Here is a 23,868-nt window from a genome sequence, read left to right as displayed (position 1 = left end):
CGGTCCGCGCGGCTGTACCCCTAGTCCCGGAAGTAGCCCAGCTGCGCGGAAAGGTCGTCCGCGGCTTCGGTCATCGGGCGCACGATCTGCTTCACGCGCTGCTTCGAAAGCCGGTACGACGGCCCGGAAGCGCTCATCGCGGCGACGACGTCGCCGCCCGGGCCGTGGATCGGCACGGCGACCGCGTGCATGCCGAGTTCGAGCTCCTCGTAGCAGGCCGCGTAGCCGTCTTCGAGCACCCGCTCCAGCTCGGTCATCAGCTCTTCCGGCTCGACCGTCGTGCGCGGCGTGTACTGCTCCAGCTTCCGCTTCAGCACCCGCTTGCGTTCGGAATCCCCCATGTACGCCAAGAGGATCTTGCCGCTGGAGGTCGCGTGCAGCGGCGTCCGCTGGCCGGTCCAGTTCTGCGTCGTGATCGCCGCCGACCCACGGGCCTGGCTGATGTTGATGGCGACGCCGTCGTCGGCGATCGCGATGTTCACGGTCTCGCCCAGCTCCTCGGCGAGCGACAGGCAGCTGGTGCGGCCGAGCTTCGCCAGGTCCATCCGGCCGGTGGCGGCCCCGGCCAGCCGCACGATGCCGAACCCGATCGCGTACTTGCCGCGTTCGCCGAGCTGCTCGACGAGGCCTCTGGACTCCAGGACGCTGAGCAGCCGCGACGCCGTCGACTTGTGGACGCCCAGCTCGCCCGCGATCTCGGTGATGCCGGTTTCCCCGTTGCGGGCGAGCAGTTCCAGCACGCTGATCGCCCGGTCGACCGACTGCACCTGGCTCTGAGTTGCGTTGCCGCCGGCCGCGGCGTGCTTTCCCGCCGAGGTTGCGTCAGCAGAGTCCTGGTTCCGCATAGCGCAACACTATCCGCTCGGAGCCGTTCCTATCGGCTGAGTGGGCGAATCTCTTGACGTGGGTGCCGTCGGCGCCTGATTGTTGCGCAGGGAGCGCAGCGTCGCGCAATGCGCAACTTTCACGAACCGCCCCGGCATCCCGTCAGACGTTCTCCGGAGGACTCGATGATCCGAGCGTGTGCCGTCGCCGACCTGCCCGTGGGGGAGGCCCTGCGCCTCGACGGCCCGGTACCCATCGCCGTGTTCCACACCGAAGGCGGCTTCTTCGCCGTCGACGACACCTGCACCCACCAGGACGCCTCGCTCGCCGACGGCTGGCTCGAGGGCTGCTTCGTCGAGTGCCCGCTGCACGCCGCGCAGTTCGACCTGCGCACCGGCCTGCCCACGTGCCTGCCCGCGAAGCACCCGGTACGCACGTACCGCGTGGTCGTCGACGGTGACGCCGTCCTCGTGGACGCGCCCGTCCCGGCCGTTCCCTGAGCCCCTTTCCGCAGGTCCGTGAAGGCCGGGTGCCGGCCTTCACGGACCGTCCAGCGGCACCCGTATGGAGCAGGAACCCGTCGCGATCTTGATCTTTCTGGTGGTCAAACACGCGGGTCGCGCGTACGGGCGTCGCAACTAGTGCGAATATGTGGACATGAAGGCACGTGTTCTCGTGGTCGACGACGACCCCGCCCTCGCGGAGATGCTCACCATCGTGCTCCGTGGGGAGGGGTTCGACACGGCCGTGGTCGCCGACGGTTCCCGCGCGCTGCCCGCGCTGCGCGAGCTGAAGCCCGACCTCGTCCTGCTCGACCTCATGCTGCCCGGGATGAACGGGATCGACGTCTGCAAGGCGATCCGCGCCGAGTCCGGGGTGCCGATCGTCATGCTCACCGCCAAGAGCGACACGGTCGACATCGTGCTCGGCCTGGAGTCCGGTGCGGACGACTACGTGGTGAAGCCGTTCAAGCCGAAGGAGCTGGTCGCGCGGGTGCGGGCCCGCATGCGCCGCACCGAGGCCGAACCGGCGGAGTCGCTCACGATCGGCGACCTGGCGATCGACGTGCCGGGGCACGAGGTCACCCGCGAGGGCAAGGCCATCCCGCTGACCCCGCTGGAGTTCGACCTGCTGGTGGCACTGGCCCGCAAGCCGCGCCAGGTGTTCACCCGCGAGGTGCTGCTCGAGCAGGTGTGGGGCTATCGGCACGCGGCCGACACCCGGCTGGTGAACGTGCACGTCCAGCGCCTGCGTTCCAAGGTGGAGAAGGACCCGGAGCACCCCGAGGTGGTGTTGACCGTTCGCGGCGTCGGGTACAAGGCCGGCCCGCCGTGATCGCTCCATGACGACGGAGACCGGCAGACGGCTCCCCGCGTTCGCGCGTTCGACGGCACGCCTGGTGCGGCGTGTCGTCGTTTTCGCGCGCCGCCGCGCGATCGCGTTCAACGAGCTGTGGAAGCACTCGCTGCAGTTCCGCGTCACCGTGTCGACGCTCGCGCTGTCTTCGGCCGTGGTGTTCGTGCTGGGCATGGTGCTGCAGAACCAGATCACCGAGCGGCTGCTGGACACCAAGCGCGACGCCGCGATCGCGCAGACCCGCGCGGCCGCGGACACCGCCGCGGGTGAGCTGGTCGGCCTCGGCGGCGAGACGGACGAGGCGATGACCAACCGCCTCCAGAACGCGCTGAAGAAGATCGCGATCACCCCGACCAGCCAGGACGCGGCCGGCTCGGCGGCGGGCACGTTCGTCCCGGTGCTCGCCAGCGGCGGCCGCGACCAGTCCGGTGACCCGCCCTCCTCCGCCGGCCCGTTCGACAGCGTGCCGCCCCGGCTGCGGCAGTTCGTCGAAGCCAACGAGATGAGCTGGCTCGAGCACACGGTCACCGACACCGACGGCGGCCGCACGACGTACCTGATCGTCGGCACGCCGCTCAACACCGTCGCCAGCCCGCTGCAGCTCTACTTGCTGTTCCCGCTGACGACCGAGCAGAACACCGTCGCCACCGTCCAGAACACCCTGCTCGTCGGCGGGCTCGTGCTGCTGCTCCTGCTGGCGGGCATCACTAACCTGGTGACGCGGCAGGTGGTGCGCCCGGTCCGGCAGGCCGCCGCGGCGGCCGAGCAGTTCGCCGGCGGCGACCTCGACCAGCGGCTCGCCGTGCTCGGCGAAGACGACCTGGCCAAGCTCGCGGTGTCCTACAACGGGATGGCCGCCAGCATCCAGCGCCAGATCCGCCAGCTCGAGGAGTTCGGCGGGCTGCAGCGGCGGTTCACCTCCGACGTCTCGCACGAGCTGCGCACGCCGCTGACCACCGTCCGGATGGCCGCGGACGTGCTGCACGCGTCCCGCGAGCAGTTCCCGGCCGGCCTCGCGCGCTCGACCGAGCTGCTGGTCGACGAGCTCGACCGGTTCGAGTCCCTGCTCGGCGACCTGCTGGAGATCAGCCGCCTCGACGCCGGCGTCGAGGAGCTCTCCGCGGAGTTCATCGACGTCCGCCCGATCGCCACCCGCGCGGTCGAGCAGGTGCGGGTGATCGCCGGCAACGCGGGCAGCTCGGTGGAACTGGTGCTGCCCGACGAAGAGGTCATCGCCGAGGTCGACGCCCGGCGCGTCGAGCGGATCCTGCGCAACCTGCTCGGCAACGCCGTCGACCACAGCGAAGGCAAGCCGGTGGTGCTCACGGTCGGGGCCAACGAGACCGCGGTCGCCGTCACGGTCCGGGACCACGGCGTCGGCCTGCGGCCCGGCGAGGCCGACCTGGTGTTCAACCGGTTCTGGCGCGCCGACCCGTCGCGCAACCGGCGCACCGGCGGCACCGGCCTCGGCCTGGCGATCAGCCAGGAGGACGCGCGCCTGCACGGCGGCGAGCTCGACGCGTGGGGCGAACCCGGCGACGGCGCCTGCTTCCGGCTGCTGCTGCCGCGCCGCCAGGACGTGCCCGCCGGCCGGCCGCCCCTGGTCCTGCCGCCGCCCGACCGCGTCGCCGCCGAAGTGCCGCTCGGGATCATCGAGGTGACGCCGGCGCCGGAGGCGATCTTCGCCGAACGTGAGGAAATCGGTCAGTGACAGGTCGGTGGAAAGAGCTCGGTCTCGCGGTGCTGTGCCTGGTGCTGGTCGCCGGGTGCGCGAACGTCCCGCTGGAGTCGCAGCCGGTCGTCGTCTCCGGGGAGCGCCAGGGACAGGGCTCGGGCGACGTGGTGCCCGAGCCCAAGCCGAACATCGACGCGCTGACGCTGGTCCGCGACTACATCGGCGCGACGCTCAAGCCGGGCCAGAACAACGCGGCCGCCCGCGCCTACCTGGACGAGCAGAGCCGGGCGAACTGGCACCCGAGCCGCAGCCTCACGATCATCCAGAACACCTTCGGCACGGTCTTCGACCCCGCCCCGCAGCCGGACCCGAACACGGTGCTCGTGAACGTGCGCGGCATCGACGTCGGCACGCTCGACCAGAACAGCGCGTTCGTGTCGGACTACACCGGGGCGGCGCTGCAGGTGAAGGTGCGCAAGCAGGCGAACGGCCAGTGGCGGATCGTCGACCCGCCGCCCGACCTGTACGCGACCGAGTCCGACTTCAGCGAGAACTACACCCCGGTGCCGGTGAGCTTCTACTCGGAGCAGTCGGCCACGTTCGTCCCCGACCGGCGGTACGTCGTCGCGAAGCCGCAGTCCGGGCTGCCGAGCAAGGTGCTGAACCTGCTGGTCAGCGGGCCGTCGACGAGTCTGGCGGGGTCGGTGAAGAACCTGCTCGTCGAGCCGGTCGAGATCGACACGAACGTCAAGAGCCTCGACGACGGGACGCTGGTGGTGTCGCTGAGCGGGCTCTCCGGCGTCGCCGACGACACCCGGAACCTGATCGCCGCCCAGATCGTCCTGACGCTGCAGTACGTCACGTCGGCGCGGATCCGGATCCTCGCCGACGGCGCCCCACTGGTCGCGAACCACCCGGACTGGCGGCCGACCGACCTGCCCGCGTACAACGCCTCGCTGTCGCCGATCCTGACGCAGCTGGGGATGATGACGGTCGGCGGCCGGCTGCGGTCGCTGGGCGACGGCGCGCCGGTCCCGGGCCCGGCGGGCAACGGCGGCTACGACATCGTGAGCGCGGCCCAGTCCCTCGACGGCAAGCGCCTGGCGGTGGTGGAGCGCGACGGCGACAAGGTCCGCCTGCGGATCGGCGACGTCGGGCACGACCTGCCGCCGGTCAGCCTGGGCGGCACCACGCTGAGCCGCCCGACGTGGCGCCCGGGCGGCGGCGAAGTGTGGACGGTCGCGGACCAGCTGACGGTGGGCCGGATGGTGCTGAACCCGAACGGCCAGTGGACGGCGCTGACGGTCAACGCGGCGGACCTGCTCCAGCAGGGCGCCATTTCCGAGCTGCGCTTCTCCCGCGACGGCGCCCGGGTGGCAGCGGTGGTCGGCGGCCGGCTGTGGGTGGCCTCGGTGGTCGGCACCGGCGATTCGGTGTCCCTGCGCGAGCCGCGGGTCCTCCAGCCCCACGACCTGCAGGAAGTGCTCGACGTCGACTGGCTGGCCCAGGACACCCTGGTGGCGGTGACGAAGTCGCCCTCGCAGCCGGTGGTCCGCGTGACAGTCGACGGCCAGCGGCTGGATGCGTTCAACAGCTCCAACCTCACCCCGACGGTCCACGGCGTGACGGCGGCGGCGGGCCGCCCGATCGTGGTGGCGGACGCAAGCGGCCTGTGGACGGCGTCGGTGCTGGGCGAGGTGTGGCGGCCGCAGGACCACTCGATGAAGGACGCGGATCCGTTCTACCCGGGCTGAGATCACTTGATCGGGTGACGTCCGGACGTTCGAAACTGTCGGTGGTGGCCGCGACACTGTCCGCATGCTGCTCGAAATGCTGATCCCGGCCCGGTGCGCGGCCTGCGGAGCCCGAGGGTCCCCGTGCTGCGCCCGGTGCGCGGGAGTTTGGGGCGCGGTGTCCGAGGTCGTCCGGGTGCCGACGGCGGGGCTGGTGAGGGTGTTCTCGCTGGCCCGGTACCGAGGCGTGGCCCGGAGGTTGCTGATCGCGTACAAGGAACGCGGGCGGCGGGATCTGGCGCCCTCGCTGGGGTGGGCGTTGGCGGAGGCGCTGGCCGTTCTGCCGCTGAGGGCCCAGGTCGCGGCGTCGGCTGCGGGGGTTGTGCCTGCTGTGGCGGCCGCGCCGGTTGCGCGGTTTGCGCCGGCCGCACCGGTTGCGGCGGCCGCGCCGGTTGCGCGGTTTGCGCCGGGTGTCGCTGCTTCTGCTGGTCGGCCCTCGGTGTCAAGCGGCTCTGGGGCGTGGCGAGCGGAAACCGGTACCGGAACCGTTCCCGCACTGTGCCTGGTCCCGGCCCCGAGCCGCCGCCCGGCATCCCGCACCCGCGGCGGCCCCCACGTGGAGCGCCTGGCCAAGTCGGCGGCGAAAACCTTGGCAGCGCGCGGCTTCGAGGTGACGGTGGCCCCAGCGCTGGAACTGGCCGGCGGAGTCCGCGACGCGGTGGGCCTGGACCGCGCCCAGCGAGCGGCGAACCTCGCCGGCCGCCTCCGGTTCCGCGAGGCAGGCCGCCCGCCACCGGGAAGCACGGTGGTGGTCCTGGACGACGTGATCACCACGGGAGCAACGGCGGCAGCCTGCGTCCGAGCGCTGGCGGCGGAGGGCCTCACGGTGGCAGCGGTCCTGACCCTGCTCTCGGCGGGGTGATCCACGGCCACCGCCCCACCGCGCTCGTCCGACTCCGCACCCGGTTCGCGGCAACCACTTGCGCGCCGTGGGGGACTCCGTTGCGCTCGATGCAATGCGGGCTTTGAAGCGGTCGCCCGCAACGGCTCGCATCGCGAATCCCGTGAAACCCACACGCCACAACCGCAACTCCGTCACCACACGAACCCCGGCCACCCCCGAACCCCTGACTCCACCAACGCCCGGGTGACCCGCCCGTCACCTACACGAGTGACATCGGCCGGGAACGCGAGAACGCCCGCGCCCGTTGTCCGGGCATGAGGGTGTCGATCAAGACCACTCGGCCGCCGCGCCACTCCACCGGGGTGGCGGCTGCGGTGGGCGGGGCCGTCACCCTCGGCGTCCAGCGTGGGGCGGCGATGCGCCGTCCGTGTGAAAGCGCGGTCTTCGCGCCGCGTCCGACCAGCGGGTGTTTTCTGGTGTTCACCCTCCGCTCACTGCGCGGGGTGACGGAGTCTCATTCCTCGACATCCCCCGGCTCGGGGGCTGTTGTAACGGGCGTGAGGAAGCTAACGTGCTCCGCAATCAGCAATCCCCGCAGGCAGGGAGGTGACGAGCCCATGTCCCTGGCGCCGGAGGTGCGCTGAGTCCGCGTTCGGGCACCGGCACGAGACGTCGTGGTCCGCCCCGAGTTCCTTCTCAGCCCGCGATCCGGGCTTCCGTCCCCGCAATACCGGCGCCGTGTGTGAACTCAACAGCTCGCAGTCTTCGAAGCGAGGGAGGTCGTGTATGGACATCGTCGTAAAGGGCCGCAACGTGGAGGTGCCCGACCACTACCGGGCGCTTGTCAGCGAAAAGCTGGCCCGCCTCGAGCGCTACGACAGGAAAGTCATCCGGTACGACGTGGAGCTGTTCCACGAACCCAACCGGCGCCAGGCCAAGAGCTGCCAGCGCGTCGAAATCACCGGAAAGGGGCGGGGCCCGGCCGTACGCGCAGAAGCGTGTGCCGCCGACTTCTACGCAGCGCTCGATTCCGCAGTCACCAAGCTGGAGAACCGGCTGCGGAGGACGCACGACCGGAGGCGCGTGCACTACGGGCGCAGCCGCCCGGAATCGGTCGCCGAAGCGACCTCTGCGCTGCCGGGTGGCGGATCCCCGGCCGCAGCCAGTCCCGCCGCGCGGACCGCGGTGTTGGACGCACCCGAAGCCGAACCGCAGACGAACGGCTTCGCGAGTGCCGAAGAGATACACCTGCCCCAGCAGCAGAGCTGGGCCGACGACGACCTCGGTCACCAGCCCGGTCGCGTCGTTCGCGAGAAGCAGCACACCGCGGAGCCCATGACGGTGGACCAGGCTCTCTACGAGATGGAGCTGGTCGGCCACGATTTCTACCTCTTCAACGACTCCGACGCGGGCCGGCCCAGCGTGGTCTACCGGCGGAAAGGCTTCGACTACGGCGTGATCCGGCTCGGCTGAGCCGGTCTTAAGGAGGCCTGCCGGAAGGCCCGCACGCGGCTCGCGTGCGGGCCTTCCGCATGTCAGGACGTACGGCGTGTGCACACGACGCCCACCGTTCCCTACGATGGGGTGGGAAGGTGGCGCCGACCACGGCCGCCGCCACGGGAAAACCTGCCTGGGACCGGCCTGGGCGCACTCATGATCAGCTAGTGAGGTCGACCGGATGGTGCTGAACCGCCTGCTCCGCGCGGGTGAGGGCAAGATGGTGAAGCGGCTGCGCAACATCGCCGATCACATCAACACCCTCGAAGACGACGTCAAGGACCTGACCGACGCCGAGCTGCGGGCCAAGACCGACGAGTTCCGCAAGCGCAACGGCGAGGGCGAGTCCCTCGACGAACTGCTGCCGGAGGCCTTCGCGGTCGTCCGGGAGGCGGCCAAGCGGGTGCTCGGCCAGCGCCACTTCGACGTGCAGCTGATGGGCGGCGCCGCGCTGCACCTCGGCCAGGTCGCCGAGATGAAGACCGGTGAGGGCAAGACGCTGACCTGCGTCCTGCCGGCCTACCTGAACGCCATCCCCGGCAAGGGCGTGCACGTCGTCACGACGAACGACTACCTCGCCAAGCGCGACTCGGAGTGGATGGGCCGCATCCACCGCTTCCTCGGCCTCGAGGTCGGCGTGATCCTGTCGGAGCAGCAGCCGGACGTCCGGCGCGCCCAGTACAACGCCGACATCACCTACGGCACGAACAACGAGTTCGGCTTCGACTACCTGCGCGACAACATGGCGTGGAGCCTCGACGACTGCGTGCAGCGCGGGCACAACTTCGCCGTCGTCGACGAGGTGGACTCGATCCTCATCGACGAGGCCCGGACGCCGCTGATCATCTCCGGCCCGGCCGACCAGTCCTCGCGCTGGTACGTCGAGTTCGCCCGCCTCGCCCCGCTGATGCAGGGCATCGACACCACCACGATGGGGTCGCGCGAGCGCACCGAGAAGACGAACCTGATCAACTCGAAGTACCACTACGAGGTCGACCAGCGGAAGCGCACCGTCGCCGTCACGGAGAAGGGCGTCCGGTTCGTCGAGGACCAGCTGGGCATCGAGAACCTGTACGAGGCCGCGAACACCCCGCTGGTCGGGTACCTGAACAACGCGCTGAAGGTCCAGGAGCTCTTCCACAAGGACAAGGACTACATCGTCCGCAACGGCGAAGTCATGATCGTCGACGAGTTCACCGGGCGCATCCTGGTCGGCCGCCGCTACAACGAGGGCATGCACCAGGCGATCGAGGCCAAGGAAAAGGTCGAGATCAAGGCCGAGAACCAGACGCTCGCCACGATCACGCTGCAGAACTACTTCCGCCTGTACGACAAGCTGTCCGGCATGACCGGTACGGCCGAGACCGAGGCCGCCGAGTTCCACCAGACCTACAAGCTGGGTGTGGTGCCGATCCCGACGAACCGGCCGATGATCCGCGTCGACCAGGCCGACCTGATCTACAAGACCGAGCAGGCCAAGTTCGAAGCCGTCGCCGAGGACATCGCCGAGCGGCACGAGAAGGGCCAGCCGGTCCTGGTCGGCACGACGAGCGTCGAGAAGTCCGAGCACCTGTCGAAGCTGCTGGTGAAGCTGAGCGTGCCGCACGAGGTGCTGAACGCGAAGCACCACGACCGCGAGGCGCTGATCGTCGCCCGCGCGGGCCAGAAGGGCGCCGTCACGGTCGCCACGAACATGGCGGGCCGCGGTACCGACATCGTGCTCGGCGGCAACCCGGACCTCATCGCCGACCAGGTGCTGCGCGAGCGCGGCCTGGACCCGGTCGAGCACTCCGAGGAGTACGAGGCCGCGTGGCCCGAGGTCCTGGAGCAGGTCAAGGCCGAGTCGAAGGCCGAGGCCGAGGAGGTCCGCGAGGCCGGCGGGCTCTACGTGCTGGGTACCGAGCGGCACGAGTCGCGCCGCATCGACAACCAGCTCCGCGGCCGGTCCGGCCGTCAGGGCGACCCGGGCGAGTCCCGCTTCTACCTCTCGCTCGGTGACGAGCTCATGCGCCGCTTCAACGCGACCATGGTCGAGCGCGTCATGACGACCATGCGGCTGCCCGACGACGTGCCGATCGAGCACAAGATGGTCTCCAAGGCCATCAAGAGCGCGCAGACCCAGGTCGAGCAGATCAACATGGAGCAGCGCAAGGACGTCCTCAAGTACGACGAGGTCATGAACGAGCAGCGCAAGGTGATCTACGCCGAGCGCCACCGCGTCCTCGCCGGCGAGAACCTGCGCGACCAGATCGAGGGCATGCTCGAGGACGTCGTCAACGCCTATGTGGACGGTGCGACCTCCAGCGGCTACTCCGAGGACTGGGACCACGAGAAGCTCTGGACGGCGCTGAAGCAGCTCTACCCGGTCAGCCTCGACTGGGACGACCTGGTGGAGGACGGCGACCTCGACGCGGACGGCCTGCGCGAGGCGCTGCTGCAGGACGCGCGCAACGCCTACGACAAGCGCGAAGAGGAGATCAACGCGCTCGTCGGCCCGGAGGGCATGCGGACCCTGGAGCACCAGGTGATGCTGACGGTCCTCGACCGCAAGTGGCGCGAGCACCTCTACGAGATGGACTACCTCAAGCAGGGCATCGGCATGCGGGCGCTCGCGCAGCGCGACCCGCTGATCGAGTACCAGCGCGAGGGCTTCGACATGTTCCGCGCGATGCTCGACTCGCTGAAGGAGGAAGCCGTCGGCTTCCTGTTCAACCTGCAGGTCGAGCGGGCCGAGGCGCCGCCGGCCGAGGAGGCCGCCGCGCTGCCCACGGGCGTCGCTTCGGGCAACGGCAACGGCCAGGCTTCGGAAGGGCGCCACGCGCGCCCGGCACCGCCGCAGCCGCCGACGACCGACGCCGAGTCCGTCCCGGCCGCGCTGCGCGGCAAGGGCCTCGGCGGCGGTGGCCAGCAGTCCGGCATGACGCTGTCCGGCCCGGGTGAGGACGGCGAGGTCGAGTCCCACAGCGATGGCTCCGACCAGTCCGCGGGTGGTGCCGGCGGCACGCGGCGTGAGCGCCGTGCCGCCCAGCGCGACGCGTCGAAGAAGGGCAAGAAGGGCCCGCGTCGCTGACGTGACCCGGAGGAGGGGCGCGCACGGGATTCCGTGCGCGCCCCTTCTTTTGTGGTCGCGGGCGACGAGACGGACGCGTCCACTGTGGCGTCAGGTGTGTCCTAACGCCACAGTCGGGCCGCCCGGCTCGGGAGGCGGGGAGCGCGTCGAACCTGCCTTTCTCACGCCGCCGCCCGCCGACGCTGTGGCTGGGCCGTCCGCCGCGGCTTCAACAGCGCGAAGCGCACGCACTGCCAGCCCGACGGCGTTCGGGTGAAGCGGGCCGCCAGCGCGAACGACCGGCCGTCCGCCTCCACGCGGGCGCACGCCTCCACCACCCCCGGCACCGGCGTGCACGTGTGGACCGGGCACAGCCGGTGCCGCCGCCGGATCGGGCGTGGCCCGGCCAGCCCGGCGTAGACCTCCGGCCCCACCAGCCCGCGGATCTGCGGCAGCGGGCGGCGGCCGTCGTAGGCCTCCAGCAGCATGTTCAGCAGGTGGTTCACCTCGCTCGCCTCGAGCTTCCTCGGCACCGGCCAGCGGGCGTCGCCCCGGCGGTGGCCCTGCGGGACCACCGTCGACGGCCGTTCGGCACGACGCGCCGCTTCGCACTGCGTCAGCGTTCTCACGCGGTGTTCCTCGATCATTTCCTCCCCTCCCCGGCCGCGGCATTTCGCCGCCTCCACCGCTTAGAGGGCCGAACCGGGTCAAAAGGCCACGGGAATCGCCCGATTCGGGAAAGAGTCACCGAACCCGTGGATTCGCGTGCGCACGTGCGGTAATCACCCGGCTCTTTGTTGCGTCATGCGAGACAACGCGTCGGCGCCCCGGCTATGGTGTGCCGGGTGCTGAAGGGGTTATTGGTCGATTTCGCCGGAGTTCTCACGGATCCCGACGCCGGCCGCTTCTACGACTACCTGCTGACCGCGCGCGAGCGAGGCGTCCGCACCGCCCTCCTGTCGAACGCCCCCGGGGCGTCGGCCGAGGTCAAGAACACGATGCTCGACTATTTCGACGCCCTCGTGTTTTCCGGGGAGGTCGGGGTCGCCAAACCGGATCCGGCGGTCTACCTGATCGCGGCCGAGCGGCTCGGGCTGCCCGCCACGCGCTGCGCGTTCGTCGACGACTCCGCCGCGAACATCCGCGGCGCCGTCGAGGCGGGCATGGTCGGCGTGCACCACCGGTCGGTCGACGAAACGCTCACCGAGCTCGGCGCCCTGTTCCCGGAACCGTGAACGTCAGCGGCCCCGGCGGACCAATTCGAACGACAAGACCGCCGCCGCTGCCGAGACGTTCAGCGACTCGACGTCACCCGGCATCGGAATCGACACCCATTCCGTGACGAGCTCGCCGACGTCCGCGCCGACCCCGCCCGTCTCACCGCCGAGCACGAACGCGGCGCGCTGCGGCAGGTCGACGTCGAACACCGTCGCCTTCGCCGAGGCCCCCAGCGCGAACAGGCCGTAGCCCGCTTCGGTGAGCATTTCGGCGGCCTCGCGGGCCGAGCCGCAGCGCAGCACCGGCGCGCGGAACGCGACCCCGGCCGACGCCTTGACGACGAGCGGGTCCAGCGCCGCGACGCCCCGGCGCGGCACGATGACGCCGTCGAGCCCGGCGGCCGTCGCCGTGCGCAGGATCATGCCGACGTTCGCGGGCGTGGTGATGCCGTCGAGCAGCAGCACCCGGGACGGCGGCCGCCGGTCGTCCAGCGCCGAGGCGAGCGCGCGCATCCGCGGCGCGACGACGTCGGCGAGCACGCCCTGGTCCTGCTTGCCGTTGCCGGCGAGGACCTTGACGCGGTGGGCGCTGGCGCGCTGCACCGGCACGCCGGCGGCCTTCGCCGCGCGCTGGATCTCGGCCGCGCCGGGGCCGCGGGCGGTGTCGGCCAGGATGACCTTGTCCACCCGCAGGCCGTCGTCGGCCAGCGCCTCCAGCACCGGCTTCCGGCCGTAGACGGTCAAAAAACGGTCTTTCGGCGAGATCGTCGACTCATCACCCACACCGGGCAGTCTCGCACTGTGCAACGATCGGCTCATGCCCGACCGCCTTTCCGCGCTGGACGCCTCGTTCCTCTACGTCGAGGACCACGCGAGCCCGATGCACGTCGGCGGGGTGGCGATCTTCGAACGGCCGCGGTCCGGGTTCAGCTACGCGCAGCTGCTCGACCTCGTCGGGGCGCGGCTGGCGTACCTGCCGCGCTACCGCCAGCGCGTGCTCGAGGTGCCGGGGCACCTGGCGCGGCCGGTGTGGGTGGACGACGTCGACTTCGACCTGAACTACCACGTCCGGCGCTCGGCGCTGCCGCAGCCGGGCAGCGACGAGCAGCTGTTCGACCTGGTCGCGCGGCTGATGTCGCGGCGGCTGGCGCCGGAGCGGCCGCTCTGGGAGGCGTACTTCATCGAAGGGCTGGCCGGCGACCGCGTCGCGCTGGTGACCAAGACCCACCAGTCCGTTGTGGACGGTGTCGGCACGATCGAGCTCGGCCAGCTCATCCTCGACCCGACGCCGGCCGAGCCGGAGCCGTTCGAGGACATCTGGACGCCGCGGCGCGAGCCCAGCCGGACCCAGCTGGTGCTGGACGCGGTCAGCGAAGGCGTCCAGCGCCCGGGCGAGGTGGTGGAGAACGTCCGCTCGGCGGCGAACGACGCGTTCGCGGCGGCGGGCAAGTTCGCCGAGACCGTCGGCGGGGTGGCGTCGACCCTGCGCACGCTGGTGCACCCGGCGCCGACCGGGCCGCTGAACGTCCGGGTGTCCGGCGGCCGCGTGTTCTCGGTGGTGCGCACCCGGCTGGAGGACTTCCGCAAGATCCGCGCGGCGCACGGCGGCACGGTCAACGACGTCGTCCTCGCCGCGATCACCGGCGCGCTGCGCGAGTGGCTGCTTTCGCGCGAGGAACCCCTGACCCCGAACGCGACGGTCCGCGCGCTGGTGCCGCTGGCGGTCCGCGACGCGGAGACGGCCGAGTACTCGACGCCGGCGCTGGTCGGCAACCAGGTCGCCGCGTACCTGGTGGACCTGCCGGTGGGCGAGCCCAACCCGGTGCTGCGGCTGCAGCACGTCGGGCACGCGATGGCCGAGCACCTGGACTCCGGCCGCCCGGTGGCGGCGCGCGGGCTGCTCAAGGTCGGCGGGTTCGCCCCGGCTACGCTCCATTCGCTCGGCGCGCGAGCGGCGGGGTCGCTGTCCGGGCGCATCTTCAACGTCATGGTGACCAATTCACCGGGCCCGCAGGTGCCGATGTACGCGGGAGAGGCCAGACTGGTCGAGATGTTCCCGGTCATGCCGCTGATGCGCACCCAGGCGCTGGCGATCGGGGTGACGTCTTACCACGGCGGCGTCTACTTCGGACTCAACGGCGACCGCAAGGCCGCGTTCGACGTCGACCTCGTGGCCGGGATGATCGAAGAGTCCCTGGAAGAGCTGAAGGGTGCGCACTGGTGAGGGTCTATCTGCCTGCGACCATCGCGATGCTTCGCGACCTCGAATCGTCGGGGGAGTTCCGCGCCCGCAGCGGAACGGCGTTCGCGCTGACGCCCGCCTTGCGCGAGGCGTACGTGAGCGGCACGGACGAGGAGCTGGAGTACGCGGCCCTGCTGGACGCGGCCCGCGCATCGCTGCGCTTGATCGCGGCGGAGGAGAAGGGCGAGCCGCGCCGGGTGGTGGTCTCGGCGGACGTCGAGGGCGTGACGCTGCGCCCGGACCTGGACGCCCCGGTGGTCCGCATCGGCGGCCCGATCCCCCTGAAGGCGGTGGCGGCGATCCACGTGGACGCGGCCGAGGCAGCGGACGCGGTAGCGGCGGCAGCGGCGGTGATCGACGCGGCAGACCTCGGCGACCCGGACGCGGAGTTCACCCTGGGCGACGCCGAGGACCACGAACTGGCTTGGTACGCGCCGCAGGAACTGCCGTTCCTGCTGGAGCTGCTCTGAGTTGTCCACAGGGGGAGAGGCCTGTGGACAACCTGGGGACAGCGGGGCTTTCCGTCAGGGGTGGCCGATAGACTGGACCAGGGCACGCCCCCCTGGGAGTGGCGGGGGTGTCTTGGTGGTGGCGGCGGCCACCCGGCTCAGTCCTCCGTGAACCAGTCCGATCTCGGAACGGCCGCCCGACCATCCGAGCCGGACGAGGCGTCCCGGCGAATCGTGACTAGCCCACCTCGCCCGGGGGCGGCGGCTGGATGTCCGCCGGGACACCCCAGTCGCTGTAGCGCGTCGTGATCCGCGCTTCGGAGCCCTGCAGGATCGGCGAAAGGTCCAGGACGATCTGCAACGGCCGGTGCGTGCCGTCGAGCCACAGCTGCAGGGGGAACTTGCCGCCGAGCTGACCGGCCGAGTCGGCCGACAGGCCCGCCGGCAGGTCGGTGCCCAGCCGGGCCAGGTCCAGGTCGACGCGGTAGTGCTCCGCGGCCACCCCGTCGAGGTCGGTGCGCTCGGCCGAGACGATCGAGCCCGCCGTCCGGACCTCGCCCAGCGTGTGGGCCGGGTCGTTCTGCGCCGCCAGCTGCGCCAGGCTGCCGCCCAGCACCTGCGAGAACGGGTCGCTGCCGTCCGCCGCGACCGTCACCCACGGCTTGCCGGCGCCGACTTCGTCGCGCGAGCCCTCCGGGACCTTCGCGTACAGCTTCCCGGCGACCTGCCGCAGTTCCATCGGCTCGCCGACGAAGTCCGTCGTCATCACCTGCGCCGTCCCGCCCGCGCCGAACTTCGCCTGGCCCTGGCTCTTCGACCGGACCGAACCGACGGCGACGTCCGTGGCGAACTTCGCCGAGCCGCCGCTCGTGGTGGCCGCCGTCGCGGCGTCGGCCAGCGTCCGCGCGTCGGTGAACGACGGCGGTGGCGGCGGGCTGGAGCACGCGCCGACGAGCAGGGCCAGCAGCACGACGACGGTTCTGCGCATGGCGCAACAAAAACACAGCGGCTCCCCCGAACCCGTTCGGGGGAGCCGCTGCTACTCAGCGTCGTCCGGTCAGCGACCGGCCTTCTTCATCAGCTCGCCGAGGTCGACGACCTGCTCGGCCGGCGGGGCCGTCACGTCGACCTGGGTGCCCCAGTCGCTGTACTTCATGGTGAACTTCGCGTCGCCGGCCGGCGCGCCCATCGCCTGCATCATCGGGCCCTGGTCCATGGTGACCTGCACCGGCAGGTTGTCCTTGTCCAGCCACAGCTCGGCCGGGATCTTGAGGTCCTTGCCCTTGAGCATCTCGGTGAGCTTGTCGCGCTGCGCGGCCGGGACCTGGCCGGTGAACTGGTCGATGGCCTTGGCGACGTCCAGCTCGACCTTGTAGTGGTTGACCTGCTGGCCGTTCAGCTCGGTCTGGTCGGACGAGATGATCCGGCCCGCCTTCGACACCTGGTCGAGGATCTTGCTCGGGTCGCTCTGCTCCGCCGACTGCGACATCGCGGCGCCCATCGCCTGCGAGATCGGGTCGGTGCCGTCGGCCGAGATCTTGGCCCACGACTTGTCCGTGCCCATCTGCTTCGCCTGGTCGGCGGGCAGCTTGATGTACATGACCTTGTCGACCATGCGCATCTCGGTCGTCTCGCCGGCCGCGGTCATGGTCATCGAGAACTTGGTGTTCGCGCCGTCGAAGGCCATCGCGCCGCTGGCGCTGAGGGTCTGGCCGCCGGCCGAGCCCTCCATGGTGAACTTCGCCGACTTGGACTTCTCGGTGCCCTGCTTGGACGCCGACGCCAGCTGGATCGCGTCCGTGAACGGCGAGGCGAGGCCGCTGCCGCCGTTCGCCTGCTGCTGGTTGCCCGCGGCGGCCGGCTGGGCGGTGCCGGAGTTGCTGCACGCCGTCAGCGTCAGCACCAGCGCGGCGCCCGCGGCGACCAAGGTGGTCTTGCGCATGTAGTTCCCCTCAGATTCGGATCTTCCGTTCGGCATATCGCCCGAACGGGCGAATAGTTACCACTGAGACGGTGACGGTCCGGTGTCGGTTCCCGGTTGTCTCAAGGCTCTGTGGTGCGAGTCACATCGTGGCCGCCGCGAGACGCCAGCAGCCGCCGCAGCGACGCGAGCCGCTCGGCACTCGCGCGGCCCTCGGTGACGACGTCGTCGAGCGCGCAGTCCGGATCCTCGGGCGGCCCGAGGTGCCCGCAACCCGACGGGCACTCCTCGGCGGCTTCGGCGAACTCCTCGAAGGCGTCGACGATGTCGTCCGCGGTGACGTGGGCCAGCCCGAACGACCGGACGCCCGGGGTGTCGATCACCCAGCCGCCGTCCGGCAGCGGCAGCGCGACCGCGGCGACGGACGTGTGGCGCCCCTTCCCGACCCCGCTCACCACGCCGACGGCCAGGTCGGCGTCCGGAACCAGGCGGTTCACCAAAGTCGACTTGCCGACACCGGAGTGGCCGACCAAGGCCGTCACGCGGTCTTTCAGCATCTCGGCGAGGCCTTCGGGCTCCTCGTCGTACCGCGTCACGATGGCCGGGATGTCGAGGCCCGCGTAGCCCGCCAGGAGCTCGTCCGGGCTGGCCAGGTCGGCTTTCGTCAGGCAGAGCACGGGCTCGACGCCACCCGCGTAGCAGGCGACCAGGCAGCGGTCGATGAAGCCGGTGCGCGGCGGCGGGTCGGCGAGCGCGGTGACGATCAGCAGGCGCTCGGCGTTGGCGACGACCAGCCGTTCGTACGGGTCGGTGTCGTCGGCCGTGCGCAGGAGCGAGCTGGTGCGCTCGTCGACGCGGACGATGCGCGCGAGGGTGTCCGGCTTGCCGGAGACGTCGCCGACGATCCCGACCCGGTCGCCGACCACCACCGGCGTCCGGCCCATCTCGCGGGCCCGCATCGCGGTGACCACCCGCTCCGGATCGGCGTCGACCGCGCAGGTCCAGCGCCCGCGGTCCTTGCCGATGACCATGGCGTTGACGGCGTCGGCGTGCTCGGGACGGCGCTTGCTGCGGGGCCGGGTGCCCTTGCCCGGACGCACGCGGACGTCGGACTCGTCCAGCTTGCTCCAGTCGTTGCGCGCCAAACCCGTCGTCCTCCCGTGCGCCGATGCCCACCCGAATGATCCCATGCCGCTCGCCACGGCCCTGGCCTGCGTGTAACGATGGCGTCCTGTCCCGCGGAGGAGGTTGGCCCATGTGCGGGCGCTACGCCGCCACGAAGGACCCGGCGAAGCTGATCGAAGAGTTCGACGCGATCGACCTCACCGAGGGCCACGCGCGCGCCGACCACAACGTCGCGCCGACGAAGAACGTCGTCACGGTCGTGCAGCGGCACCCGCGCGACGACGAGGGCCAGGTCCTCGAGGACGAGCCCGCCGTGCGCTCGCTGCGGATGATGAAGTGGGGCCTGGTGCCGTTCTGGGCCAAGGACCCGTCGGTCGGCTCGCGGATGATCAACACCCGCGCCGAGACGGCCGCCGAGAAGCCCGCCTTCCGCCGCGCGCTGGTGTCGCGCCGCTGCCTGGTGCCCGCGGACGGCTGGTTCGAGTGGCGCCGCACCGGCAAGGAGAAGGAACCGTTCTACATGACGGAGCCGGACGGCTCGTCGATCGCGTTCGGCGGGATCTGGGAGAGCTGGCGGCCGAAGGACGACGACAACGCGTCGCCGCTGATCACGTTCTCGATCATCACGACCGACGCGGCGGGCCAGCTCACCGACGTCCACCACCGGATGCCGCTGATCGTGCCGAAGGCGCACTGGGACGGGTGGCTGGACCCGGACCGCGAGGACATCAAGGACCTGCTGGTCCCGACGCCGGACGACATCGTCGCGTCGCTGGAGCTGCGGCCGATTTCGACGCTGGTGAACAACGTCCGCAACAACGGGCCCGAGCTGCTGGAGCGCGTCGACCCAGCTCAAGAGGGTGCTCTCTTCGACGTGCCGCAGTCATGACCGCGCTCAAGATCGACACCGCGCACGGCCTGGCCAGGGTCTACCTCCACTGCGCCGAGGAGGGCACGGCGGTCCTCATGCTGGGCCACGGCGCGGGCGGTGGCCTGGGCGCGAAGGACCTGGTGGCGGTGACGCGCGCGGCCCAGGCGGCCGGCGTGCACGTGGCCCTGGTGGAGCAGCCGTACAAGGTGGCGGGCCGCCGCGCCCCGGCCCCGGCGAACCAGCTGGACGCGGCCTGGCTGACGATCGCGGACGAGCTGTCGGAACGCTTCGACGGCCTGCCGTTCGTGTTCGGCGGCCGGTCCTCGGGCGCGCGGGTGGCCTGCCGGACGGCGTCCGCGGGCCAGGCGGTGGCGGTGCTCTGCCTGGCGTTCCCGGAGCACCCACCGGGCCGGCCGGAGAAGACGCGCCAGCCGGAGTTCGACGCGGTCGAGGTCCCGACCCTGGTCATCCAGGGCGAGCGCGACCCGTTCGGCCGCCCGAAGCCGGGCCCCCACCAGGAGCTGGTCCTGGTGGACGGCGACCACAGCCTGGGCAAGGACCTGGAGACGGTCTCGCGGGCGGCGACGGAATGGCTGTCCCGCGTGTTGCGCCCGCTGGCCTGACCCGAACCGCAGGTCAGGCCGCGATCGCCGCCACCACGGCGGCCGTCAGCTCGATCAGGTCGGCCGGGGCCAGCTCCACCTCGAGACCCCTTCGGCCGGCCGAGCAGAACACCGTCTCGAACTGCGAAGCCGAGACGTCGATCACCACCGGCAGCCGGCTCCGGTGACCCAGGGGCGAGATGCCGCCCAGCACGTACCCGGTCGCCCGCTGGGCCGCCGCCGGGTCGGCCATCTTGGCCTTCTTGCCGCCCGCGGCGGCCGCCAGGGCCTTCAGGTCCAGCTGGCCCGTGACCGGGACCACACCCACGACGAGGCGGCCGTCGACGTCCGCCACCAGGGTCTTGAACACGCGCGCGCGGTCGAGGCCGAGGGCCTCCACCGCCTCCAGCCCGTACGACTCCGCGCGCGGGTCGTGGTCGTACGCGTGCAGCGTGTGGGCCACTTTCCGCTTGCCCAACAACGCTGTCGCCGGGGTGCCCTTGCCAGCCATGGGCCGGAGTCTAGGGAATGCGCGCACCCCCCGATCGGTTGTACCGGGCGTGACCACAACGCTCGCCACCACACGCTCTCGCAGCCGTCGCCGCCCTGAGGCCCCGGCGAACCGCGGTGTGCCCGGCCCCCGCGTAAACTCGGGTCTGCCGTATGCGCGTACGCGCATCGACGCCGAGCGGGAAGGGAACGGTTTGCCGAGCACGCAGAACCCAGCGTCGGAAGAAGCGACCGAGGCCGAGCGCGCCGAGCGCTTCGAGCGGGACGCGATGCCGCTGCTCGACCAGCTGTACTCGGCCGCGATGCGGATGACCCGCAACCCCGCCGATGCCGAGGACCTGGTCCAGGAGACCTACCTGAAGGCCTACGCCGCGTTCGCCTCCTTCAAGGCGGGCACGAACCTCAAGGCGTGGATGTACCGCATCCTGACCAACACCTACATCAACGGCTACCGCAAGCGGCAGCGGCAGCCGGTGCAGCAGCCCACCGAGGAGATCACCGACTGGCAGATCGCCAAGGCGGAGAGCCACACCTCCAGCGGGCTCCGGTCGGCCGAGGTCGAGGCGATGGACAACCTGCCCGACACCGATGTGAAGGCCGCGCTGCAGAAGCTGCCCGAGGAGTTCCGGCTGGCCGTTTACCTGGCCGACGTCGAGGGCTTCGCGTACAAGGAGATCGCCGAGATCATGGACACGCCCATCGGCACCGTGATGTCCCGCCTGCACCGCGGCCGCGCCCAGCTGCGCGACCTGCTCGCCGACGTCGCCCGTGAACGCGGTTTCATCCGGGGGGCCAAGGAGGAGGTGGCCGGGCGATGAACGACATGTGCGAGGGCGCGTCGGACAAGGTCCGCTGCGAAGAGGCGCTCGCCGACATCTACCTGCTCCTCGACCGCGAGTGCAGCCCCGAGCGGGACGCCGCGTTGCGCGCCCACATCGACGACTGCCCGCCGTGCCTCGAGGAGTACGGCATCGACGAGCACATCAAGCAGCTGCTGGCCCGCAAGTGCGGCGGTGACCACGCCCCGGCCGAGCTGAAGAGCCGGCTGCGCGCGTCGATCCGCCAGACCGTCGCCACGCGCGGCGGCGTCACCGTGGAACGCACCGAGATCACCCTCGAGCAGCGGTCCGAATAGCGCCCGAGCACGATAAAGGCCCCCGCACTTCGGTGCGGGGGCCTTTTGCGTGCCGGCGCAGGCTCAGGAGTTGGGCTTGCCGCCGTGGTTCGCGGCGTTCTTCTTCCGGCTGCGACGCTTGCGGGCGCGCTTCGACATGTTCACTCCTCGTCGTCAAAGCTGGTCAACCTCTCAAGTGTGTCATGACGTCCCGTTCTGGTTGGATGGGGTGGGCGAGCCGGGCGCGAGGAGGGTGTCGATGGGCGAGATCAGGGCCGAAATGGTCGGCACCGTGCTGCAGGTCGTCGCACGGCCGGGCGCCGCGCTGGCCGCCGGCGACACCGTGCTGATCCTGGAGTCGATGAAGATGGAGCTGCCCGCCGTGAGCGAGCAGGCCGGCACGCTGACCAGCCTCGCGGTGGCGAAGGGTGACCGGGTCCAGCAGGGCGACCTGCTCGGGGTGGTCGAGTAACGCCGTGTCGACCCTCGCCGAACTGCTCGCCGACAACACCGGACTCCCCGGGGAGGCCGCGGACCACCTGCAGACCGTCGTCGCCGAGTGGCAGCTGCTGGCCGACCTGTCCTTCGCCGACTTCCTGCTCTGGGTCCCGGTCACCGAGGAGCTGCAGCCCGACGGCGGCGACTTCGTCTGCGTCGCGCACGCGCGGCCGACGACGGCGCCCACCGCGCACCCCGAGGACGTCGTCGGCACGCGGTTCACCGTGGACGAGCACCCGCAGCTGGCCAAGGCCATGCGCGAAGTGCGGATCTGCCGCGAAGAGGACCCGCACTGGTACCGCGACCTGCCGATGCGGCGCGAAGCGATCCCGGTGCGCTTCCACGACGACGTCATCGCCGTGATGAGCCGCGAGACGAACCTGGCCGCGCCTCGGGTGCCCTCGCCGCTGGAGATCGCGTACTTGGGCAGCGCCGGCGACCTGTGCCAGATGATCGTCGACGGCACGTTCCCGCCGAGCGGCAGCAACGCGACCGACACGCACACGTCGCCGCGGGTGGGGGACGGCCTGATCCGGCTCGACTCGAGCGGCACGGTCGTGTTCGCCAGCCCGAACGGCCTGTCCGCCTACCACCGGATGGGGCACGAGTCCGACCTGGTCGGGACGCGCCTGGCGCCGTTGACGCGGTCGCTGATCCGCGACCCGTTCGACGCGACCGAGGTGTCCCACCGGATCATCGAGGCCCTCGACGGGAAGCCGTCGAGCCGCACGGAGGCCGACTCGCGGCGCGGCGCGGTGGTGCTGTTCCGCGCGCTGCCGCTGCGGCCGGCCGGGCAGGCGGCGGGCGCGCTGGTGCTGGTCCGCGACGTCACCGAAGTCAAGCGGCGTGACCGGGCGCTGCTGTCGAAGGACGCGACGATCCGGGAGATCCACCACCGGGTGAAGAACAACCTGCAGACGGTCGCGGCCCTGCTGCGCCTGCAGTCCCGGCGGACGACGTCGGAGGAGGCGCGGCTCGCGCTGGCCGAGTCGGTGCGCCGGGTGACGTCGATCGCGCTGGTGCACGAGGCGCTGTCCATCTCGGTGGACGAGCGCGTCGACCTCGACAAGCTGCTCGACAACGTGCTGCCGATGGTCGGCGAGGTCGCGACGGCGGAGTCGCAGGTCGGGCTGAAGCGGACGGGCTCGTTCGGGGTGGTCGTCGCGGAGATCGCGACGCCGCTGGTGATGGTGCTGGCCGAGCTGGTGCAGAACGCCGTCGAGCACGCGTTCCCGGCGGGCCGGTCGGGCAAGGTCGAGCTGATCGTGGAGCGTTCGGCGCGCTGGCTGGACGTCGTGATCCGCGACAACGGCCGCGGGCTGCCGTCGGGGTTCTCGCTGGAGCGTTCGGACGGGCTGGGTCTGCAGATCGTGCGGACGCTGGTGGAGTCCGAGCTGCGGGGGTCGCTTTCGCTGCGGAAGGTGCGGACGGAGGCGTCGTCGACCCGGGTGACGGGGACGGAAGCTGCGTTGCGCATCCCGCTTTCGCGTCGCCTTTGACGTTCCGCCTGCCCGAACGGGTGGTTTGCCCCTGTTCGAACGGGGGCATTCCCGCCGCGGCGGCGTGATCGGGCGGGCATCACGTGTGTTTGGGGAGGCATCACGCGTGATTGGAGGGGCATCACGCGTGATTGGGGGGTCGACACGATGAAGGCCCGGCACCTGGTGCAGAGGTGCCGGGCCGTTCAGCGCTTCGCGGGAGGACTTCGAAAGCCCTGGTGAGGGTTCACGACACCCGTCGCCAGGTGGTTTCGCCTCGCTTGTTAAGCTCGGACCGGGTAGGTATCGCCCCAGACGGCGTGGCACAGAGGTGCCTGCCGGGAGATTTTCTTCCGCGGTCCTGGTGCTGCTACGTAAATGTCAGGCGTTGGTACGCGTGCCGATGTGCGTACGGCGGCGCTTGAGCGCGCGTCGCTCGTCCTCGCTCATACCGCCCCACACGCCGGCGTCCTGGCCACTGGCCAAAGCCCAGGCCAGGCAGTCGGAAGCAACGGTGCAGCGGTGGCACACGGCCTTCGCCTGCGCTACCTGCGACAGAGCAGGACCGCTGGTTCCCACCGGGAAGAACAGCTCGGGGTCCTCGTCTCGGCAGGCCGCGTCGTGGCGCCAGTCCATGTTCGTGAGCTCCTTCATACGGCGCGGGAGGGCCGCGCCACAGTCGTCATGGCGGTCGTTTTTTTGGGTGCTTGTGAATGCTTTCACGAAGCACCGCTTTCGACAAGGGTTTCTTGGAGATCGGTGAGTCAGGTCACCCGGCCGAGCGACCCCTCTGACCTGCGGT

The 23,868-nt window shown here is 71.0% G+C and carries 25 protein-coding genes; 16 read left to right on the top strand and 9 right to left on the bottom strand.

What is annotated here, in order from left to right; translation table 11 throughout:
* Positions 1-20: 20 nt before the first annotated feature.
* Positions 21-845 (bottom strand): IclR family transcriptional regulator, encoded by an 825-nt coding sequence (locus ACWEN0_RS01915; RefSeq protein WP_451968051.1) that lies wholly within the window; start codon positions 843-845, stop codon positions 21-23.
* Between the two features lie 165 nt (positions 846-1,010).
* On the opposite strand from ACWEN0_RS01915, the gene ACWEN0_RS01910 reads away from it, so the two are divergent.
* From ACWEN0_RS01910 to secA, 7 genes are all read left to right on the top strand, one after another.
* Entirely contained in the window at positions 1,011-1,325 is a 315-nt protein-coding gene (locus ACWEN0_RS01910) for a bifunctional 3-phenylpropionate/cinnamic acid dioxygenase ferredoxin subunit (protein ID WP_451968049.1), read from the top strand.
* 157 nt (positions 1,326-1,482) lie between these two features.
* A complete protein-coding gene (gene mtrA / locus ACWEN0_RS01905) occupies positions 1,483-2,160 on the top strand; it encodes an MtrAB system response regulator MtrA (RefSeq protein ID WP_005150760.1) in 678 nt (225 codons plus the stop codon).
* Positions 2,161-2,167: 7 nt separating this feature from the next.
* Complete coding sequence (gene mtrB, locus ACWEN0_RS01900) at positions 2,168-3,892, top strand: MtrAB system histidine kinase MtrB (RefSeq protein ID WP_451968047.1); 1,725 nt, start codon at positions 2,168-2,170, stop codon at positions 3,890-3,892.
* Complete coding sequence (locus tag ACWEN0_RS01895; protein WP_451968045.1) at positions 3,889-5,610, top strand: LpqB family beta-propeller domain-containing protein; 1,722 nt, start codon at positions 3,889-3,891, stop codon at positions 5,608-5,610. Before mtrB ends, ACWEN0_RS01895 begins: the two co-directional genes overlap by 4 nt.
* A gap of 595 nt (positions 5,611-6,205) precedes the next feature.
* Positions 6,206-6,511, top strand: a complete 306-nt coding sequence (locus ACWEN0_RS01890) for a hypothetical protein (RefSeq protein WP_451968042.1) — start codon at positions 6,206-6,208, stop codon at positions 6,509-6,511.
* Positions 6,512-7,279: 768 nt separating this feature from the next.
* On the top strand, positions 7,280-7,966 hold the full coding sequence (gene hpf / locus ACWEN0_RS01885; RefSeq protein WP_451968040.1) for a ribosome hibernation-promoting factor, HPF/YfiA family: 687 nt from the start codon (positions 7,280-7,282) through the stop codon (positions 7,964-7,966).
* 205 nt (positions 7,967-8,171) lie between these two features.
* Positions 8,172-11,060: a preprotein translocase subunit SecA gene (gene secA, locus ACWEN0_RS01880; protein WP_451968038.1), complete on the top strand. Its 2,889-nt coding sequence runs from the start codon at positions 8,172-8,174 to the stop codon at positions 11,058-11,060.
* Between the two features lie 161 nt (positions 11,061-11,221).
* On the opposite strand, the gene ACWEN0_RS01875 is transcribed toward secA, so the two are convergent.
* Complete coding sequence (locus ACWEN0_RS01875; protein WP_451968036.1) at positions 11,222-11,668, bottom strand: Rv3235 family protein; 447 nt, start codon at positions 11,666-11,668, stop codon at positions 11,222-11,224.
* A gap of 231 nt (positions 11,669-11,899) precedes the next feature.
* On the opposite strand from ACWEN0_RS01875, the gene ACWEN0_RS01870 reads away from it, so the two are divergent.
* A complete protein-coding gene (locus ACWEN0_RS01870) occupies positions 11,900-12,274 on the top strand; it encodes an HAD-IA family hydrolase (RefSeq protein WP_451969803.1) in 375 nt (124 codons plus the stop codon).
* 3 nt (positions 12,275-12,277) lie between these two features.
* Here the strand turns inward: ACWEN0_RS01870 and ACWEN0_RS01865 are convergent, their stop codons facing one another.
* Positions 12,278-13,039 (bottom strand): TrmH family RNA methyltransferase, encoded by a 762-nt coding sequence (locus ACWEN0_RS01865; protein WP_451968034.1) that lies wholly within the window; start codon positions 13,037-13,039, stop codon positions 12,278-12,280.
* Positions 13,040-13,073: 34 nt separating this feature from the next.
* Between ACWEN0_RS01865 and ACWEN0_RS01860 the strand changes: the two genes are divergently transcribed.
* Positions 13,074-14,480: a WS/DGAT/MGAT family O-acyltransferase gene (locus ACWEN0_RS01860; protein WP_451968032.1), complete on the top strand. Its 1,407-nt coding sequence runs from the start codon at positions 13,074-13,076 to the stop codon at positions 14,478-14,480.
* Positions 14,477-14,968, top strand: coding sequence for a DUF6912 family protein (locus ACWEN0_RS01855; protein WP_451968030.1), 492 nt, complete (start codon positions 14,477-14,479; stop codon positions 14,966-14,968). The genes ACWEN0_RS01860 and ACWEN0_RS01855 overlap by 4 nt, the downstream gene beginning before the upstream one ends.
* A 217-nt stretch (positions 14,969-15,185) precedes the next feature.
* On the opposite strand, the gene ACWEN0_RS01850 is transcribed toward ACWEN0_RS01855, so the two are convergent.
* The 3 genes from ACWEN0_RS01850 to rsgA form a co-directional block, all read right to left on the bottom strand.
* The gene (locus ACWEN0_RS01850; RefSeq protein WP_451968028.1) at positions 15,186-15,935 is read right to left on the bottom strand and encodes a hypothetical protein; all 750 of its coding nucleotides are present in this window, start codon (positions 15,933-15,935) and stop codon (positions 15,186-15,188) included.
* A 69-nt stretch (positions 15,936-16,004) separates the two neighbouring features.
* Entirely contained in the window at positions 16,005-16,889 is an 885-nt protein-coding gene (locus ACWEN0_RS01845) for a hypothetical protein (protein ID WP_451968026.1), read from the bottom strand.
* A 101-nt stretch (positions 16,890-16,990) separates the two neighbouring features.
* Positions 16,991-18,013, bottom strand: a complete 1,023-nt coding sequence (rsgA, locus tag ACWEN0_RS01840; protein ID WP_451968024.1) for a ribosome small subunit-dependent GTPase A — start codon at positions 18,011-18,013, stop codon at positions 16,991-16,993.
* 110 nt (positions 18,014-18,123) lie between these two features.
* On the opposite strand from rsgA, the gene ACWEN0_RS01835 reads away from it, so the two are divergent.
* The gene (locus ACWEN0_RS01835; RefSeq protein WP_451968022.1) at positions 18,124-18,882 is read left to right on the top strand and encodes an SOS response-associated peptidase; all 759 of its coding nucleotides are present in this window, start codon (positions 18,124-18,126) and stop codon (positions 18,880-18,882) included.
* Complete coding sequence (locus ACWEN0_RS01830; RefSeq protein WP_451968020.1) at positions 18,879-19,487, top strand: alpha/beta hydrolase family protein; 609 nt, start codon at positions 18,879-18,881, stop codon at positions 19,485-19,487. The genes ACWEN0_RS01835 and ACWEN0_RS01830 overlap by 4 nt, the downstream gene beginning before the upstream one ends.
* Before the next feature lie 13 nt (positions 19,488-19,500).
* On the opposite strand, the gene ybaK is transcribed toward ACWEN0_RS01830, so the two are convergent.
* Positions 19,501-19,977 carry a Cys-tRNA(Pro) deacylase gene (gene ybaK / locus ACWEN0_RS01825; protein ID WP_451968018.1) on the bottom strand — a complete coding sequence of 159 codons (477 nt, stop codon included), beginning with the start codon at positions 19,975-19,977 and terminating at the stop codon, positions 19,501-19,503.
* 193 nt (positions 19,978-20,170) lie between these two features.
* Between ybaK and ACWEN0_RS01820 the strand changes: the two genes are divergently transcribed.
* Positions 20,171-20,794, top strand: coding sequence for a sigma-70 family RNA polymerase sigma factor (locus ACWEN0_RS01820; RefSeq protein ID WP_257918241.1), 624 nt, complete (start codon positions 20,171-20,173; stop codon positions 20,792-20,794).
* Complete coding sequence (rsrA, locus tag ACWEN0_RS01815) at positions 20,791-21,111, top strand: mycothiol system anti-sigma-R factor (protein WP_257918242.1); 321 nt, start codon at positions 20,791-20,793, stop codon at positions 21,109-21,111. Before ACWEN0_RS01820 ends, rsrA begins: the two co-directional genes overlap by 4 nt.
* Before the next feature lie 63 nt (positions 21,112-21,174).
* Here the strand turns inward: rsrA and ACWEN0_RS01810 are convergent, their stop codons facing one another.
* Positions 21,175-21,249, bottom strand: a complete 75-nt coding sequence (locus ACWEN0_RS01810; RefSeq protein WP_370444718.1) for a 50S ribosomal protein bL37 — start codon at positions 21,247-21,249, stop codon at positions 21,175-21,177.
* A gap of 100 nt (positions 21,250-21,349) precedes the next feature.
* On the opposite strand from ACWEN0_RS01810, the gene ACWEN0_RS01805 reads away from it, so the two are divergent.
* Complete coding sequence (locus ACWEN0_RS01805; protein WP_451968016.1) at positions 21,350-21,562, top strand: biotin/lipoyl-binding carrier protein; 213 nt, start codon at positions 21,350-21,352, stop codon at positions 21,560-21,562.
* Positions 21,563-21,566: 4 nt separating this feature from the next.
* Positions 21,567-23,087, top strand: coding sequence for a sensor histidine kinase (locus tag ACWEN0_RS01800; protein WP_451968014.1), 1,521 nt, complete (start codon positions 21,567-21,569; stop codon positions 23,085-23,087).
* Between the two features lie 360 nt (positions 23,088-23,447).
* Here the strand turns inward: ACWEN0_RS01800 and ACWEN0_RS01795 are convergent, their stop codons facing one another.
* Positions 23,448-23,702 carry a WhiB family transcriptional regulator gene (locus ACWEN0_RS01795; RefSeq protein WP_072481920.1) on the bottom strand — a complete coding sequence of 85 codons (255 nt, stop codon included), beginning with the start codon at positions 23,700-23,702 and terminating at the stop codon, positions 23,448-23,450.
* Between the last annotated feature and the right edge of the window lie 166 nt (positions 23,703-23,868).

The organism is Amycolatopsis sp. NPDC004378 (assembly GCF_053602455.1).
The sequence above is the reverse complement of the archived record's forward strand: the minus strand, read 5'-3'. Positions and strand labels throughout refer to the sequence as shown.

Bases quoted from the DNA above. Each gene is read 5' to 3' on its own strand.
- ACWEN0_RS01915 (WP_451968051.1), bottom strand. From the start codon at position 845: ATGCGGAACCAGGACTCTGCTGACGCAACCTCGGCGGGAAAGCACGCC.
- ACWEN0_RS01910 (WP_451968049.1), top strand. From the start codon at position 1,011: ATGATCCGAGCGTGTGCCGTCGCCGACCTGCCCGTGGGGGAGGCCCTG.
- mtrA (WP_005150760.1), top strand. From the start codon at position 1,483: ATGAAGGCACGTGTTCTCGTGGTCGACGACGACCCCGCCCTCGCGGAG.
- mtrB (WP_451968047.1), top strand. From the start codon at position 2,168: ATGACGACGGAGACCGGCAGACGGCTCCCCGCGTTCGCGCGTTCGACG.
- hpf (WP_451968040.1), top strand. From the start codon at position 7,280: ATGGACATCGTCGTAAAGGGCCGCAACGTGGAGGTGCCCGACCACTAC.
- secA (WP_451968038.1), top strand. From the start codon at position 8,172: ATGGTGCTGAACCGCCTGCTCCGCGCGGGTGAGGGCAAGATGGTGAAG.
- ACWEN0_RS01860 (WP_451968032.1), top strand. From the start codon at position 13,074: ATGCCCGACCGCCTTTCCGCGCTGGACGCCTCGTTCCTCTACGTCGAG.
- ACWEN0_RS01850 (WP_451968028.1), bottom strand. From the start codon at position 15,935: ATGCGCAGAACCGTCGTCGTGCTGCTGGCCCTGCTCGTCGGCGCGTGC.
- ACWEN0_RS01845 (WP_451968026.1), bottom strand. From the start codon at position 16,889: ATGCGCAAGACCACCTTGGTCGCCGCGGGCGCCGCGCTGGTGCTGACG.
- ACWEN0_RS01835 (WP_451968022.1), top strand. From the start codon at position 18,124: ATGTGCGGGCGCTACGCCGCCACGAAGGACCCGGCGAAGCTGATCGAA.
- ACWEN0_RS01830 (WP_451968020.1), top strand. From the start codon at position 18,879: ATGACCGCGCTCAAGATCGACACCGCGCACGGCCTGGCCAGGGTCTAC.
- ybaK (WP_451968018.1), bottom strand. From the start codon at position 19,977: ATGGCTGGCAAGGGCACCCCGGCGACAGCGTTGTTGGGCAAGCGGAAA.
- rsrA (WP_257918242.1), top strand. From the start codon at position 20,791: ATGAACGACATGTGCGAGGGCGCGTCGGACAAGGTCCGCTGCGAAGAG.
- ACWEN0_RS01805 (WP_451968016.1), top strand. From the start codon at position 21,350: ATGGGCGAGATCAGGGCCGAAATGGTCGGCACCGTGCTGCAGGTCGTC.
- ACWEN0_RS01795 (WP_072481920.1), bottom strand. From the start codon at position 23,702: ATGGACTGGCGCCACGACGCGGCCTGCCGAGACGAGGACCCCGAGCTG.